Source organism: Bacillus sp. P4_E1 (assembly GCF_056401715.1).
On the sequence record NZ_JBFUIV010000009.1, the window covers coordinates 40,929 to 57,277 of the forward strand.

Genomic DNA, 16,349 nt, shown 5'->3' on the forward strand with positions numbered 1-16,349 from the left:
GAGTGCCTACATTATGCCCAATGGAAATCCAAATGAGCGGCTCGGTAAATTAATAAAGAAACTGTTAAAGGAGCGCGCTCTATCTATGCGCCAACTAGGAACACTTACAAATATTGATCCTGCAACAATTTCAAGAATAATTAATGGCAAACAACAACCGAAGCAAAACCATTTACAAAAATTCGCAAACTGTCTACAAGTTCCACCGCAATTATTACTTGATGAAATGTACCCTAACTCTCCACACATAAATAAGGAAAAAGCAGATATGTACACATCTCTCGATACAATTCAACAAACATTACAATCCTCTAACCTATTCGACTTCGAATACACAACAACTCGTGTAAAACAAGAACTTGAAAATTACGAGCGCTATGCTCAAACTACTGAAGGCGAAAAACGTATTCACGAGAGTTTCAAAAGTAAAATAGAACAAATTGATAGTGCTGGTCCTTTCATTGAGCAATTAACAAATATGTACCAACAATTTTGTACAGAAACCATTTCAACCGAAGAGCGTGCAATTATTGGGGGTGCCTTACTATATTTCATTTTATCAACAGACATTATCCCCGATTATCTTTTTCCAATCGGCTATTTAGATGATGCGATTGCCGTTGAATTAGCTAAAGAGAAATTAATTGAAATAAAACGAAAAACATAGAAAAATAAAGAACTATTTCAGTTGTTTATGTTCAACTCTGAAATAGTTCACTAAAAAAGCGTACAAGTACATACCTGTACAATTTCAATATACTAATCTATTTTTTTGTATGACACCATTCATATATGAACGCTGTTATTACTTTTGTAAATTCAATTAACTGCTCAACTTCAACTTTCTCATTTATTGAATGAGCTTCTTCTAATGTACCTGGTCCGTAAATAACAGCTGGAATGTTAAACTCACTAAACCATCCGCCATCAGTTACCGTTGCTGACATATCTAAAATTGCATTTTTAGATAAAATAGATTCATGTACTGAACTTAGCGTTTTGACAGCAACATGTTCGCTATCTACTTCTAAAGAAGGAAAAATTTCGCCACGATCCACAATCATTGATTCTCCGCCCCACTTAAATTGTGGTGGGTTCTCTCTTAACCATGGATCTGCTGCTGCCACTTTTCCTAAATACTCTTCTATTTCTTCTATTATTTGTTCATGCGTTTCATTTGGATAAAAATGTACGGTTATCCACAATCGGCACTCATCCGCAATAAATGCCGCATGACGTCCTCCTTCAATAACAGCTGGATTAATTGTTGTTGTTCCAGATGGATAGCCTTCATATGTTTTCATGACTGCCCAATGACGCTCTAATTCTTGTAAGCTTTGGATAATCTTCATCATTTTCTCAATCGCACTCGCTCCAAATAGACGTCCTCCAGCATGGATCATTTGTCTACGTGTTGCATCATGAAACGTTTGCGGGCTTTTCACTGTAATCCATCCAGTAATTACGCCGCCCTGCCCTTGCATATGTAAATTACTTGTATCAACTACTACTGCAAAATCAGCATCATAACCACGCTTACAACATTGAAGTGTCCCTGCTTCTCCTACTTCTTCGCCAATTACCGATTGAAAAATTAAATCTCCAGGTAATTCAATCCCCACTTCTTCTAAAAGCTGAATAGCAAATAAGGCTCCAGCTAGTCCACCTTTCATATCTGCCGCGCCTCTCCCAACTAACCAACCATCTTTTATAAACGGCTCAAACGGCTTTGTTTCCCACGGTTCGTCCTTTGATACTTCTGCAACATCTATATGTCCATTAATAATGAGACTTTTATGTGACTCACTTGCTGTCCCCTTTTTCACTCCAACAACATTCGGATCATTTGGATATACATCCCACTTATCAATACTAAAATTTCGTTTTTTTAGAAACTCCGCAACAAATTCTTGCGCCTCATTTGTATTTCTTGCTGGTGGTGCTGGTGTTTCAAAACGAATTAAAGTTTTTGTAAGTTCTAGTAGCTCCTCTTTTCGTAAATCAATCTGTTCTAATAGCTGTGAAACTTCTTGATTCATTGCTAATTCCCCTTTGCATACGTAGTATGTTTCCAAATTTATTTTCACAAAAAAAGAGACTGTTTACAATCTTACAGTCTCCAAATTAATCACTATTATAAACTTTCTAATTCGGTTGTATTTGTCTTTTCAATATATTCTACTTTACTTCTCTTATTTCTAGTAGCACGATAAAACAGTAAACAAACAATCATAAATGGAATACCACAATATAATGCCATTCTTTGTTCTGGAATAAAAGCCATAGCTACAATTACTGTTAAATTTAATACTAAAGCAAGAATTGGAACAAATGGATACAGTGGTGTTTTAAATTTTAAGTCCTTAATATCCCCGCCTTGCTTCAAATATGTCCTTCTAGCCAATAAATTTGAAAGAGCAATAGATGCCCAAACTAATATTGCTCCGAACCCTGCAATTGAAAGAAGCCATAAATAAACTGTATCTTCCGCATAAATACCTGATAGTAATGAGAGACACCCTACAAACGTACTTACAATCAATGCATAAATAGGAACACCGTTTTTAGATAACTTACCAAAAATCGGGCTAATCATTCCTTGATTAGACATAGACCATAGCATACGGGAAGTTGCATATAATCCTGAATTCGCAACTGATAGTACAGCTGTAATAATAACAAAATTTATAATATCAGCCGCATAAGGAATACCAATTTTATCAAATACAACTACGAATGGACTTTCTATCACGCCTGCTTGCTGCCAAGGAAATAGTCCCGCAAGAATAAAAATAGATAGTACAAAGAAAATAAGTATGCGCCAAACTGTATTATTAATTGCCTTCGGGATAGTTTTCTCTGGATTTTCACTCTCACCAGCTGCAATACCAACTAGTTCTGTTCCTTGGAAGGAAAAATTAACTGCAATCATCGTAATTAAAATGGCTGATAATCCATTTGGGAACAATCCACCATAATCAGTAAAGCTAGAAAACATCGGCGCTGGTTCATTTCCTTTCATATCTAGAAAACCAAACATTGCTGCCCCGCCCAAAATGATAAATGCAATAATTGTAATTACTTTAATACTTGCAAACCAGAATTCAACCTCCGCAAAACTTCTTGAAGATAACGCATTAATAACAAAGAGCAATACGGCAAACACTACGCACCAAATCCATGATGATACATCTGGAAACCAACGTTTCATTAATATACTAACTGCAATTAATTCAATGCCTATCGTAGCCGTCCAGTTTAGCCATGACATCCATCCCACTACATAACCCGCTGCAGGTGAAATATGTTTTGTAGCATATGTTTGATACGATCCTGCATCAGGCATCGCAACCGCTAACTCTCCAAGACAGAGCATCGTTAAATACATAACAAATCCACCGACAAGATACGCTACAATCGCTCCTCCAGGTCCAGCTTCATGAATTGTATAACTGGATCCTAAAAAAAGCCCAGTACCAATAACCCCTCCGAGTGCAATCATAAATATGTGCCGACTTTTCAATTCTCTTTTTAATCCCTGGTTTTGATCCATCATATAAATCCCCCCTTTTCACTTTGCAAACCCATTTAATGTAAGCGTTTTTAAAATTCTTCATAGTAAAAATAATTATTTAAAAGAGCAAAATACATATTACTACTATTAATCACTACCTGTTATTAAAAGGTCATCCCTCACTGTTATTAATAGTTTTTGATCAGCGATAGCTTGTCCTTCTACCACTTCTAATGATTCGATATAACCACTGATTCCCACTTTAATTTCCACCTGCTGCTTATCTATTGTTTCAATTAACGCTAATTTTTCCCACTCATATACGTAAGAACTTTCAGTAACAAATAATTTCTCTACTTTCCCGTAACAAGGACTATACACGCCTTCTATAACCGTCTTCACTTTATAAATTCCTCCCTCTTATTAATTGAAACTGAAACGTTGCATACACTATAAAGATTCATAATCCCCCTACTCTTTAAATTTAGAGATCTTAACTACTATTCATGCAAAATACGTACCAACCTCAATACCTATGTAAAATTAGGATTTCTTACGAAAAAAATCTGCATAACCGCAAAAATTTTCTATCATTTGAAAATTTTTAAGAGAAAATAGCAAAAAAATTTTGCGATTTTATAAGAATTTTAATAAAATTATAAAAAGTCAGTCTTCATAGGGTATAACGAGGAGAAGATAATACATGCATACAGAAGAAATCAATTTTAAAAAGATTATTGAAATGAATGTGCTATACGAAACTTTACTCAATGAACTAGATATTGGGATCCATATTATTAATGAGGAAAGTAAAACGATTATCTATAACCGTAAAATGATGGAAATTGAATCAATGGATCGCTTAGATGTGCTAGATAAAAATCCTTTAGAAGTATTTGCATTTGAAGAAAATAAAAATAGTACTCTTATAGAGGCTTTAAAACTTGGAAAAACAAACAAAAATATAAAACAAACGTATTTTAACAATAAAGGACAAGAGATTACGACGATTAACGATACTTTTCCTATAATAGAAAATGGAAAAATTAAAGGCGCTATTGAAATTTCAAAAGAGATTAGTCATTTAAAACAAACAATGAAAACGAACCTTTCTCGAAAACAAAATACTAAGTTTACCTTTGATCACATAATTGGTGATTCTAGAGCTATTCAATCGGTCATTACAGAAGCAAAGAGAGTAATACGTACGCCATCCTCCATACTTATAATCGGGGAAACAGGGACCGGTAAAGAGCTATTTGCGCAAAGCATCCATAATGAAAGCCAGCGTTCAACAAAACCATTTATTTCGCAAAACTGTGCCGCTATACCAGAAACCTTAATGGAAAGTTTACTATTTGGTACAAATCGAGGTGCTTTTACAGGGGCAATAGATAAACCTGGTTTATTTGAAGAGGCAAATGGGGGAACTTTGTTATTAGATGAAATCAACTCATTAAGCCCAGCACTTCAAGCTAAATTATTGCGTGCTATACAAGAGAAAACAATACGAAGAATTGGGGGGGCGCAAGAAAAAGAAATTGATGTTCGTATTATAKCAACTATTAATGAAGATCCTCTTGAAGCCATAGCACACAATCGATTAAGACAAGACTTATATTACCGATTAAGCGTTGTTACTTTATGTCTTCCACCTTTACGGGAACGAAAAGAAGATATTGCATATCTTGTTCAACACTTTATTGAAAAATACAATATCCAATTTGATCTTAGCGTAAAAGATGTAGATTTAAACGTAAATAACTTCTTCTATAAATACGATTGGCCTGGTAATGTGAGAGAACTAGAACATATAATTGAAGGCTCCATGAACTTAATAGAAGATGAAGATATCATTACAGCGTTCCATATGCCAACGCACTTTCGCGAACTAGCAAAAAAGGAACTGAATATGCAGACTCTGCTAACTAGTCACAATACTGATACGCCACAAACTTTAAAACGTATAATCGAAGAAATGGAAAAGAAATATATCCATCAAATTCTTAAAGAAAATAAAGGTAATATCTCACAAGCCGCAAAATTTTTAGGATTGAGTAGACAAAACTTACAATATCGAATTAAAAAATTGCACTTGCACATATGAAATGAATCTTTCTCCAAGTGTAAAGAAACTGGTAAAATATGTTATAATAAACGTATAATATGCTAGAAAGGGGCAATGTATATGAGTAATGATAAGAAGTTGAAGTTATTACACTACTTAGGTCTTTTCCCTACCATTCTATGTATAATGCTATTCATTGATATGAGCAGCTTTCCTCATGCAAAGCTCTTAGGCACAATTAGCGGCTCCTTTGCAGCTATTATGCTTGCTGCTTTTTGGAATTTGAAGCTACGTATGAAGAAAGAGAAATCTTCTTAATTTCAGAGTGCAAAAAAATCGAGCCTTATCAGCTCGATTTTTTACTTATTATTAAAATTCAACATTCTCCAAATACAATCCACTCGCCTCAGCAAGACAATTAATTTGATTACGTTGTTTTTCCTCTAAAATGTTTGGAATTGCGTCCGCCTCTAATTGCCCTAATCCAACTTCAATTAATGCTCCAACAATTTTCCGCACCATGTTATGAAGGAATCCGTTACCACTTACTCTAATTTGTACAAATCCTGATTCTTCGGAAACATCAAGTGTATACACTTCTCGAACCATAGATTTTTTCTTAGACTTTGCATTTGAAAAGGCAGTGAAGTCATGTGAACCAACTAAATGTTTCGCAGCTTCTTTCATGCTTTTCACATTTAATTGTTTATTCACGTGCATGCTGTATTTACGCATAAATGGGTTCGTATGCTCTTCATTCCAAATTTTATAAAGATATGTTTTTGCTTTAGAATTGTAACGAGCATGGAAACGATCTGGTACTTCTTCTACACTCGTAATACTAATATCATTTGGTAAATATTGATTTAAATACTTTTTTACTTTATGTTCTACTAACTTCTCATCACTTTGAAAGTTAGCTACTTGATTCAAAGCGTGTACACCAGCATCCGTTCTACTACAGCCGATAATTTCAATTTCTTTTCCGACCATTTCAGATATTATACTTTCGATTTTCCCCTGAATCGTATTGTCATTATTACCAAGACGTTGCCACCCTTTATAACGCGCACCATCATATTGAATCGTCAATTTATAATTGTTCATTATATTCTCCTTACTTCCATTCGCTAAATAAAATATACCCTCACATAGCTCCTGCTTTGTGAGGGACATATCCTTATTGAATGTTACTTTCTAACAAGTTTCACTACATTTTCTACATGCGCAGTATGCGGGAACATATCAACTGGTTGTACATGCTCCACTTCATAGCTCTCCATTAATGTTTCCACATCACGTGCTAATGAGGACGGGTTACAAGACACGTAAACAACTTGTTTCGGTTTCACTTTTAAAATCGTTTCAAGTAATTTATCATCACAACCTGTACGCGGTGGGTCGACAACAATGACATCTGGACGCCAGCCTTCTTTTACCCACTTTGGTAACCATTGTTCCGCTTTACCAGCTTCATACTTTGCATTTGTGAATCCGTGGCGTTTTGCATTTTTCTTTGCATCTTCAATCGCTTCTGGAATTACATCCATACCACGTACTTCCGCTGCATCATTCGCAAGCCAAAGTCCAATCGTACCGACACCACAATACGCATCCACAATCTTCTCGTTTCCTGTTAAAGCAGCTGCTTTTTTCGCTTCATCGTATAAAACAACTGTTTGTTCTGGATTTAATTGGAAGAATGCGCGTGCTGATAATTCAAATGATAAATCACCTAGTGTTTCTTGAATTACTTCTTTTCCAGCTAATTTAAATGTTTTATCACCGAAAATAACAGATGTTTTACGCCAGTTTACGTTTTGCATAATTGATTTAACACTTGGCATTTGTTTTTGCACTTCTGCGATAAATTGATCTTTATTTGGTAATTCTTCTTTTGTTGTAATAAGTGTGACTTGCACTTCCCCTGTTTGAACTGCAGTACGTGTCACAATTGTGCGTACTAAACCTTTTTGTTTTTTCTCATTGTAAATAGAAACATTTAATTTTTCTAATATACGTCTTACAACTTTTGTCGCTTCATTCGTTGCTTTATGCTGAATCATGCAATGAGAAATATCAATTAACTGATGTGAGTTTTGCTTATATAACCCTGTAATAACCTTTTCGTCTTTACGCCCCACTTGCAATTGACTTTTATTACGATAATGCCATGGATTTTCCATACCAAGCGTCGGACGAATTTTCTCTTCCAGACTGTTATTCATGTACTTCTCAAATGCTTGTACAACGATATCACGCTTTTGATTTAATTGTTCTTTATAATCTAAATGCTGCAATTGACAGCCACCACACTCCTCATATACTGAACATGGTGCTTTCACACGATGTGGTGAGGATTTACGAACTTTTTTCACTTTCGCTTCAGCGAAGCCACGCTGAATTTTCGTTGCTTCAGCAACAACTTCTTCTCCTGGTAATGCCCCTGGAATGAAAACAACTTGTCTCTTAAAATAACCAACGCCTTCTCCGTTAATCCCAAGACGTTTAATTGTCACAGGAAACGTTTGACCAACTTCCAACTTACTCTCTTGTTGCTTTTGTATCATTATTACACCTCTACTCTATACTTTTCCATAAATATAACGCTGCATAACTGCAATATGGTTCACACTCTTGTTTCACTTTTTCTAAAAATGCATCATCAGGCTTATTATCTAATTGAAATACACCTTGCACTGCGCGCTGAATTCCAATGTCTGCTTTTGGAAACATATTTTTCCGACCAAGCCCAAACATTAAAAAGTTTTGCACTGTCCATGCTCCAATACCCCTTATTGGTAACAATTGTGCCGATACTTCTTCTTCTGTTTCGTTTTGTATCCTTGCTAAATCTAATTTACCGCCTACAATATGTTTTGCTAATCCTACTATATATTCGGCTTTTCGCTGACTAAACTTCTGCTCTCTCAATTCTTCTATTGAAATGTTTGCTACTCTTTCTGGTGTTGGGAAAAAGAAAACGCCGTTCTTCTCTGTCCCATATCGTTTTACAAATTGATCTGTTAGCACAGTAGCAAATTTCAAATTTATTTGTTGATGAATAATACAGCGAAGAAGACAAGCGAAATAATCAAATTCTAAAATAATTGGAGTATAAGCATATGTTTCAAATAGTGGACGTAATGATGTGTTTAAAAAATGATTTTGTATATTTTGAAACGGTTCATTCCAGTGAAAAATGGATCTCATTCGTTTCATTACTTTCTCTTGATCTCCTGCCTGACTAGAGATCCAAAACTGTGGATTTTGAACAGTACCAATCCCTTGCAAACGAACAACAATCTGTTCTTCGTCTATAAAAACCGGGACATAAATTACTTTCTCGTCTAATTGAATAACGTTTAACGGGTCGAAAGATAAACGCTTTAGTACTTCCTCAAAATGGTACGGATATTCTAACGTAACATGTTCGCTCCACATACGTTTCCCCATCCTTTTTACACATCATTATAGCATGAGAAAACCGCAAGCATACATGCTTACGGTTGATTGCTTTTTACTAAATCATCTAGGCTTTTAAAATGATACCCTTTCTCGCGCAAATCATCAATGATTTTCGCAAGTGCTTCTGCATTATCTTTTGATATTGCATGAAGTAACAAAACAGATCCTGGATGAATCATAGTCATTACATTATTATGAGCGTATTGCCATCCTCTTTGCTGATCTACTTTCCAATCAAGAAATGCAAGCGACCAAAACACGTTATAATATCCCATGTCTTTCGTAAGCGCTAGCGTTCTTTCACTAAACACGCCTCGCGGAGGGCGTACATATTTCACTTCTTTTTGCCCAGTAACTTTTTTAATCTCTTCCGTTACGCTCGTTAATTCTTCACGAAGTTTTGCATCATTTACTGTTGTAAAATCTGGATGACTCCAAGAATGATTACCAATAATATGTCCTTCATTTTTCATTCTTAATAATAAATCTTTTTGTGTTTTTATATAATGTCCCGTCACAAAGAAAGTTGCTGGTACTTTTTTCTCCTTCAGTACATCTAAAATCTTTCCTGTATATCCATTTTCGTATCCATTATCAAATGTTAAATAAATATCTTTTTTCTTCGTATCTCCTAAATAAAACCCACCATTTTTTTGTAGTAATTCTGTATATAGTTTCCCTGCATCTGGCACCGTTTCATTTTTAGGACGTGGGATTCCCCAGTTATGTGGTGTATTCGTATAAGCAAATGTTGAAACTGGAACAAGTGCCATCATAATTGAAAAAATGAGACCTATATATAACCATTTATATTTCATAAATAGTCTCCTTTCCATATATAATCGTACCTGTAGTTTCTGTTTCCCTGCTTTCTTTCATGCTGAACATGTTTTTCTATATATACCAAAAAAATGCACCTCGAATAATTCGAGATGCACTTCTCTTTACTTAAATACAGGTTCTTTAAAGCTCGCCAATTTTTCAAGTGATGTTTTATCAACATCAGCATGTAGACTTTTACCATGAGAATCCATCGTTACAACTGCTTTAAAACCATCGATACGTAAATGCCACATTGCCTCTGGGATACCGAATTGTAAGAAATCAACATCTTTCACTTCTTTAATACATTCAGCATAATATTGCGCTGCACCACCAATTGCATTTAAGTACACACCACCGTGTTCTTCTAAAGCTGCTAATGTTTTAGCACCCATACCACCTTTACCAATTACAGCACGAATACCGAACTTTTTCATAATATCGCCTTGATATGGCTCTTCACGAATACTTGTCGTTGGACCTGCCGCTTTAATTTGCCAATTATCATTTTCATCTTTCACTACAACTGGACCACAATGATAAATAATTTGTCCCTTTAAATCTACTGGACAATCGTTATCCATTAAATGTTTATGAATCGCATCACGTCCTGTATACATCATGCCGTTAATTGTAACAACATCACCAACACGAAGTTCACGAATTTGCTCTTCTGTAATTGGAGCTTGTAATACGATTTCACGCTCCTCTGCTTGTTCTTGCGCAGCATCTTGCTGAAGTGTATCTTCACCTTCCTGGTACAACCAATCCATAATTTCACCTGTTTCAGGATGAATTGTTACACCAAGACGACGATATGCCCAACAATTATACGCAACAGATACGTAGAAGCTCGCTGGCAAACGATTATATACTCCAACTTTGCAACCTAATAAAGTTGTTTCTCCGCCAAATCCCATCGTACCAATGCCAAGCTTATTCGCATTCTCTAATACGTACTCTTCAAGTTTGTGTAATTCTGGAACTGGATTTACATCATCTAATGTACGGAATAATTGATTTTTTGCTAATTCGTAACCTGATGTGCGGTCTCCCCCGATACCGACGCCGATTACTCCTGCGCTACACCCTTGACCTTGCGCTTGATATACTGCATGAAGAAGGCATTTACGAATTCCTTCTAAATCACGCCCAGCTCGTCCAAGTCCTTCTATTTCACAAGGCAGGCTATATTGAATATTTTTATTCTCACAACCGCCGCCCTTTAAAATTAAACGTGCATCAATGTAATCTTTTTCCCATTGTTCAAACTTAATAACAGGTGTACCTGGTCCTAAATTGTTTCCGCTATTGTCTCCAAAAAGAGAATCAACAGAGTTTGGACGAAGTTTACCATCTTTTGTCGCCCGCTCAAGCGCACTATAGATAGCTTCCTTCAGTTTTAATTGATTCACACCAACTGGTGTATAAATTTTAAACGTTGGCATCCCTGTATCTTGGCAAATTGGCGAGATATTATCATCTGCCATTTTAATGTTATTCGTAATTGTGCCAAGTGCCATCGCCGAACGAGTTCCTGCATTTTCTCGTTCTTTCGCTTGTTGAATTGCGCGACGAACATCTTTCGGTAAGTTCGTTGACGTTTCAACAATTAGTTGATACATGCTTTCTTGAAGCTTTTCCATTGTTACTTCCCCCTCAATTGTGAACGCTACCAAAACGTTATGAAATGAAAATTCCATTGTTATACTCTTCAGCTGTTTATTTATTTCACGCCATTAAAGGTTAAATGAAATTTTTCACAACTTGATTATACCTTTTTTTCTATATTCCTTCTATTATCCGTACAGAAAAAGGCTGCCAATTTTGTAGTGGCAGCCTTTTTAATATATTATTCGTCTTTTTTAAATTGCTCACATTTCAGTTCTAATTCATCTAACATTGCAAGAAGACGATCTACATCCTCTAATTCTACCTCTTCTGGTTCAATCGTATCAATTACTTCAATGAACATATTTAAACGTTCTTTCAAATATACTAGTTGTGAATCTTTACCTTGAATTGCTTTTCCCATGAAGGCACTCTCCTTTTAATTCGAGTTGCTTTTATTATACCGCAAAAATGATTGCTATGGGCATGTAATTTCATCAATTTCGTCACAGGAATTCATTATAATGTAAGCCCTCTCTCTTTTTTCACAAAAAAGTTTCACTTTATAAAAAGCACATATTCTTCTATTATAGAGAATGGACAAATTGTTATTTCAATAGTCAAAGGAGTATTTCATATGACGATATCACAAATAATGAAGCCGATTACTCCTTCTTACGATCCATGGGAAGCGTATATGGACCTTGAAGAGTACGGCAAACTACTATTAACAAACGTTGAGTTTACAACGACGACGTTATGCAATATGCGTTGCGAGCATTGCGCTGTTGGTTACACATTACAGCCGAAAGATCCAAACCCGCTTCCGATGGAGCTTTTATTAAAACGATTAGATGAGATTCCTCATTTACGTTCTTTAAGTATTACAGGCGGAGAACCTATGCTTTCAAAAAAATCCGTCGACAACTATGTAACACCACTCTTAAAATACGCCCATGAACGAGGCGTTCGCACTCAAATCAACTCAAACTTAACTATAGATTTAGCACGTTACGAACAAATTATTCCCTACTTAGATGTATTGCACATTTCACATAATTGGGGAACAATCGATGACTTCGTTGAAGGCGGATTTGCAATGATGGAGCGTAAGCCTACTTATGAACAGCGCGCTAAATTATTTGAAAGAATGATTACAAATAGTAAAGCCCTATCAGAGGCAGGTGTACTCGTATCAGCCGAAACTATGTTAAACAAACGAACTCTACCACATATTGAACATATTCACCGTCAAATCGTTGAAGAAATGGGCTGTAAACGTCATGAAGTTCACCCGATGTATCCGAGTGACTTCGCTAGCACACTTGAAATTTTAACAAAAGAAGAAATTCGAAATGCAGTTGAACATTTATTAGAGATCCGTGATGAAAATGTGTGGATGTTATTCGGAACATTACCTTTCTATGCATGTAGTGATAATGAACACGATTTAGCTACACTAAAGAAATTACATGAAAGTAAAAATGTAACTGTCCGCAATGATCCAGATGGTCGTTCTCGTTTGAACGTAAATATTTTTGATGGAAATATTATCGTGACCGACTTCGGTGATGTCCCGCTTCTAGGTAATGTACAAACAAATACACTACAAGAAGCTTACGACAAATGGTGTGACTCAAAAACAGCAAAATCATTAAGTTGCCATTGTCCTGCCGTGAAATGCCTTGGACCAAATGTTCTTGTAAAAAATAGCTACTATCCAAAAGAAGATTTCTTATCAAAAACATCAAACATTATGTTATAAAGTGAAACTTTAATCAGTGGGGGTTTTGTTCATCCCCCACTGATTATTAGCCCACACCAATCGGGAGTTTACGGGCAGCAGGGCCTCCCACCTAACTTCTTTGCTCCAGCCGAATTTTGAGGTGGGAGTTTTACTGCCCGCAAATAGCGGGATAAATAAAAAACGTCAGCTTATAGGCTGACGTTTTTTATTTCATTGTGCATGCGATGAAGAAACAAATTTAAAAAATAAATGATCATGAATTGGAATAGCGGCTCCGATTCCTTGTGATGTAATATTTTTCACGACAAGCTTTTTTTGATTCCCTTTTAACACAAGGTAGACTTCTCCAAATGTTACTTTTCCTTTTTCATTTACTGCTGGTGTATACGCATATAAATATCCAAGTTGACTTGGACTAATATTATAAACACGCTCATGTCCGGTACCATAACCAATGGTTGTTTTAAATGAAAGTGGCAATTGTACTTTTTCAAGCGCTTTTAGAAGCATCATTTTTTTCACATCTGTAGTATCTTTCATATCTGCTGTTAAATCACCTTCGATTGTCTTTTGGGTTTCTTGCTTATAGCGAAGTGGGTATAAGCGATCCCCTCCGCGATTATCATATACATTTCGATTTACTTGCTTATATTCCCAATTAATCGATGTGTCTATTGACTCATAATTTAATGCCCATTGCCCTAAATAAATTTTCGCTCGGTACCCTACTGCAAGCGGTGCATTCGAAATTGTCGTTTCATTAAACATTCGAATTAAATCTGGGTTTTCAATTTTGATATTTGCTGTTTTCAATAGTTCTTGCGCAAACTTACTTGGCTGTAAACGCGGTAAATCTTGTGCATCATTTGGAAATGTATTATCCTTTGAAATATTTAAAACAGATGAAGGCATTTTTACTTCTACCGTTGTCTTTGCAAAACTACTGTTAGGAAATAATAAAATAAACGAGACCATGGTTGAAAGACATATGCTGTATACTCGTTTCACCTGTCTGGCTCCTTCCTATGTAAAGGTATATAAATTACTGTATTTAGTGTTTTCCCTCTGAAGCATTGTTATCCCTATTTTTCATAATAAATAAAAACCAATTCCCATAATGACATACGCAGCTAATAAAGTGCCTCCTTCAAACCAGTTTGTATCCCCATCATTTGAAATAGCAATAGTTAAGAAAACAGCTGTAATCATGGAAACAAGCTCTGGTATTGTAAATACTAACGGCATCTTTTGTGCAAAAAACATCGAAAGAAGTACTAAAACAGGAGCAACAAACATGGCGATTTGTAATGTAGAACCTACTGCAATTTCTACTGCGATATTTACTTTATTTTTATATGCCATAATAATCGCAGATGCATGTTCTGCTGCATTACCAACAATTGCAACGATAATAACCCCTATAAATAACTCTGACCAGCCAAACGACTTTGCGACCGTTTCAAAAGTATGTACGAGTGCCTCTGACACATAAGCAACTGCAAGTGTTGCTATCGCTAAAACGAGTAGCGCTTTACCTTTCGACCACTCAGGCTCCTCCTCATGTACTTCTTCATCGCTCTTATGTTGATATACACCGCGGTGCGTAACTAACTTAAATAGCAATGCAGCCAGGTACATAATGATCATGATAATAGAAACACCAATACTTAATTGATACGTCTTTCCAGCATCCATCTTCATTGAAAAAATCTCTGGAATAACAAAGGCTACGACAACAGCAAATATTAATAAAGCTGAATTATGTCTTGCATCATAAACATTGAAACTTTGTCTTTTATACTTAAGGCCACCTATAAAGAAGGATAACCCTCCTACCAGTAATAAGTTTCCAAGTACAGAACCAGTTAAGGAAGCTAAAACAACTTCTGTTAATCCTGCCTGGAGTGCAAAAATTGAAATGATAAGTTCCACGGCATTACCGAAAGTTGCATTTAATAAACCACCTATCCGAGGCCCAGAAACAATTGCTAAACTTTCTGTCGCCCTCCCCATAAAACCAGCTAATGCAATAATAGTAATGCAGTATACAGCAAACATAATAGTTTGTGGCCAATGAAGTGTTTTTCCGATTACAGAAAGTGGTACACCTATAAGCGCTACTATGAGAAATATTTTATTAAACATGCTTTTCATCCTTCCATCGTATGTATTTCTCCTCGATATTATTATTATTCATCTCCTAACTTGTCCGATTTCATCACAATTACGTTTAAAAAATCGGATTGAAGAAAACAGTATGAAAGATATTTAAATTATCTTGTCCAGACAGAAAAAATTATGAATTATGAAAAGAGGCTAAAAATATGCACTTAAAAGAAAAAATCGCAACTATTATTCAAGGTCAACGCACTGGTGTATTATCTACTGTACGTAACGATAAGCCACATAGCGCCTTTATGATGTTTTTCCACGAAGATTTTGTACTATATGTTGCAACAGATCGAAATTCAAAAAAGATAACAGATATTGAAAAAAACCCCAATGTACATGTACTACTTGGACGTGAAGGAAAGAAATTAGATGAGAATTACATTGAAGTTGAAGGCATAGCTTCCATCGAAGAAGATCAAACATTAAAAAACAAATTTTGGACTAATAGCTTAAAACGCTGGTTACTCGGTGCGGAAGACCCTAATTACGTACTAATAAAAATCAATCCCGATACAATTTATTACATCGATAGTGCTGGTACGACCGAGCCCGAGTTTTTACGACTATAAAATAAAAACAAGCCCCCCTTAGGTGGGCTTGTTTTGTCGAAAGGTTCTTCTGAAAAAAACAATAAAACAGGTGGAACTTTCTAAAGATTCTGTTATATAATAGCAGTAACTTAAATAAACTGTATTAAAACAGATTGAGGGGAGAAATTAAAATTGATGAAAAGAGAAGAACGAAAAAACATGATTGAGTTTATTGAAAAGAAAAAAGGGATTGAACGTGACGAATTATTATTTATGACGGATGATGAAGTAGAGCATATTTATAATGTAACGTACTTTTTATATGAAGAAATAGCAGAGTAGTATAATAAACCCCCACCTTATTAAAAATATAGGGCGGGGGTTTATTTCGTTTTTATACATGAGAATGATTTTCAT

17 protein-coding genes are annotated in these 16,349 nt (G+C 35.5%); 6 read left to right on the plus strand and 11 right to left on the minus strand.

Annotated features, from left to right (window positions below; all coding sequences use genetic code 11):
* Positions 1–13: 13 nt before the first annotated feature.
* The gene (locus AC1DS7_RS14290; protein ID WP_002029602.1) at positions 14–667 is read left to right on the plus strand and encodes a helix-turn-helix domain-containing protein; all 654 of its coding nucleotides are present in this window, start codon (positions 14–16) and stop codon (positions 665–667) included.
* A 97-nt stretch (positions 668–764) separates the two neighbouring features.
* Here the strand turns inward: AC1DS7_RS14290 and AC1DS7_RS14295 are convergent, their stop codons facing one another.
* The 3 genes from AC1DS7_RS14295 to AC1DS7_RS14305 all read right to left on the minus strand — a co-directional run bounded on the left by AC1DS7_RS14295 (position 765) and on the right by AC1DS7_RS14305 (position 3,916).
* Entirely contained in the window at positions 765–2,087 is a 1,323-nt protein-coding gene (locus AC1DS7_RS14295; protein ID WP_476999066.1) for an acetylornithine deacetylase, read from the minus strand.
* Between the two features lie 47 nt (positions 2,088–2,134).
* Complete coding sequence (locus AC1DS7_RS14300; protein WP_476999067.1) at positions 2,135–3,556, minus strand: amino acid permease; 1,422 nt, start codon at positions 3,554–3,556, stop codon at positions 2,135–2,137.
* Positions 3,557–3,661: 105 nt separating this feature from the next.
* Positions 3,662–3,916, minus strand: coding sequence for a biotin/lipoyl attachment domain-containing protein (locus AC1DS7_RS14305; protein ID WP_002010281.1), 255 nt, complete (start codon positions 3,914–3,916; stop codon positions 3,662–3,664).
* 301 nt (positions 3,917–4,217) lie between these two features.
* Between AC1DS7_RS14305 and AC1DS7_RS14310 the strand changes: the two genes are divergently transcribed.
* Both AC1DS7_RS14310 and AC1DS7_RS14315 read left to right on the plus strand, forming a co-directional pair.
* Positions 4,218–5,621: a sigma-54 interaction domain-containing protein gene (locus AC1DS7_RS14310; RefSeq protein WP_476999068.1), complete on the plus strand. Its 1,404-nt coding sequence runs from the start codon at positions 4,218–4,220 to the stop codon at positions 5,619–5,621.
* An 81-nt stretch (positions 5,622–5,702) separates the two neighbouring features.
* Positions 5,703–5,900: a hypothetical protein gene (locus AC1DS7_RS14315; protein ID WP_002140273.1), complete on the plus strand. Its 198-nt coding sequence runs from the start codon at positions 5,703–5,705 to the stop codon at positions 5,898–5,900.
* A 51-nt stretch (positions 5,901–5,951) separates the two neighbouring features.
* On the opposite strand, the gene truA is transcribed toward AC1DS7_RS14315, so the two are convergent.
* From truA to AC1DS7_RS14345, 6 genes are all read right to left on the minus strand, one after another.
* A complete protein-coding gene (gene truA, locus AC1DS7_RS14320) occupies positions 5,952–6,689 on the minus strand; it encodes a tRNA pseudouridine(38-40) synthase TruA (RefSeq protein WP_002125027.1) in 738 nt (245 codons plus the stop codon).
* 83 nt (positions 6,690–6,772) lie between these two features.
* Positions 6,773–8,152 carry a 23S rRNA (uracil(1939)-C(5))-methyltransferase RlmD gene (rlmD, locus tag AC1DS7_RS14325; RefSeq protein ID WP_476999069.1) on the minus strand — a complete coding sequence of 460 codons (1,380 nt, stop codon included), beginning with the start codon at positions 8,150–8,152 and terminating at the stop codon, positions 6,773–6,775.
* Between the two features lie 10 nt (positions 8,153–8,162).
* Positions 8,163–9,026 (minus strand): DNA-3-methyladenine glycosylase family protein, encoded by an 864-nt coding sequence (locus AC1DS7_RS14330; RefSeq protein WP_002140272.1) that lies wholly within the window; start codon positions 9,024–9,026, stop codon positions 8,163–8,165.
* 59 nt (positions 9,027–9,085) lie between these two features.
* Complete coding sequence (gene pdaA / locus AC1DS7_RS14335; RefSeq protein ID WP_002029593.1) at positions 9,086–9,868, minus strand: delta-lactam-biosynthetic de-N-acetylase; 783 nt, start codon at positions 9,866–9,868, stop codon at positions 9,086–9,088.
* Between the two features lie 126 nt (positions 9,869–9,994).
* On the minus strand, positions 9,995–11,518 hold the full coding sequence (gene fumA, locus AC1DS7_RS14340) for a class I fumarate hydratase (RefSeq protein WP_201309457.1): 1,524 nt from the start codon (positions 11,516–11,518) through the stop codon (positions 9,995–9,997).
* Positions 11,519–11,724: 206 nt separating this feature from the next.
* Positions 11,725–11,907 carry an SE1561 family protein gene (locus AC1DS7_RS14345; RefSeq protein WP_002010264.1) on the minus strand — a complete coding sequence of 61 codons (183 nt, stop codon included), beginning with the start codon at positions 11,905–11,907 and terminating at the stop codon, positions 11,725–11,727.
* Between the two features lie 213 nt (positions 11,908–12,120).
* Between AC1DS7_RS14345 and yfkAB the strand changes: the two genes are divergently transcribed.
* Entirely contained in the window at positions 12,121–13,248 is a 1,128-nt protein-coding gene (gene yfkAB / locus AC1DS7_RS14350) for a radical SAM/CxCxxxxC motif protein YfkAB (protein ID WP_002125019.1), read from the plus strand.
* A gap of 192 nt (positions 13,249–13,440) precedes the next feature.
* Here the strand turns inward: yfkAB and AC1DS7_RS14355 are convergent, their stop codons facing one another.
* Both AC1DS7_RS14355 and cax read right to left on the minus strand, forming a co-directional pair.
* Entirely contained in the window at positions 13,441–14,238 is a 798-nt protein-coding gene (locus tag AC1DS7_RS14355) for a YfkD famly protein (protein ID WP_002125017.1), read from the minus strand.
* Between the two features lie 81 nt (positions 14,239–14,319).
* Positions 14,320–15,375 carry a calcium/proton exchanger gene (gene cax, locus AC1DS7_RS14360; RefSeq protein ID WP_012260267.1) on the minus strand — a complete coding sequence of 352 codons (1,056 nt, stop codon included), beginning with the start codon at positions 15,373–15,375 and terminating at the stop codon, positions 14,320–14,322.
* A gap of 179 nt (positions 15,376–15,554) precedes the next feature.
* Between cax and AC1DS7_RS14365 the strand changes: the two genes are divergently transcribed.
* Together AC1DS7_RS14365 and AC1DS7_RS14370 are read left to right on the plus strand one after the other, a co-directional pair.
* Positions 15,555–15,971 (plus strand): pyridoxamine 5'-phosphate oxidase family protein, encoded by a 417-nt coding sequence (locus AC1DS7_RS14365; RefSeq protein ID WP_476999070.1) that lies wholly within the window; start codon positions 15,555–15,557, stop codon positions 15,969–15,971.
* Positions 15,972–16,127: 156 nt separating this feature from the next.
* Positions 16,128–16,274 (plus strand): BH0509 family protein, encoded by a 147-nt coding sequence (locus AC1DS7_RS14370; RefSeq protein ID WP_000817786.1) that lies wholly within the window; start codon positions 16,128–16,130, stop codon positions 16,272–16,274.
* Positions 16,275–16,349: the final 75 nt, after the last annotated feature.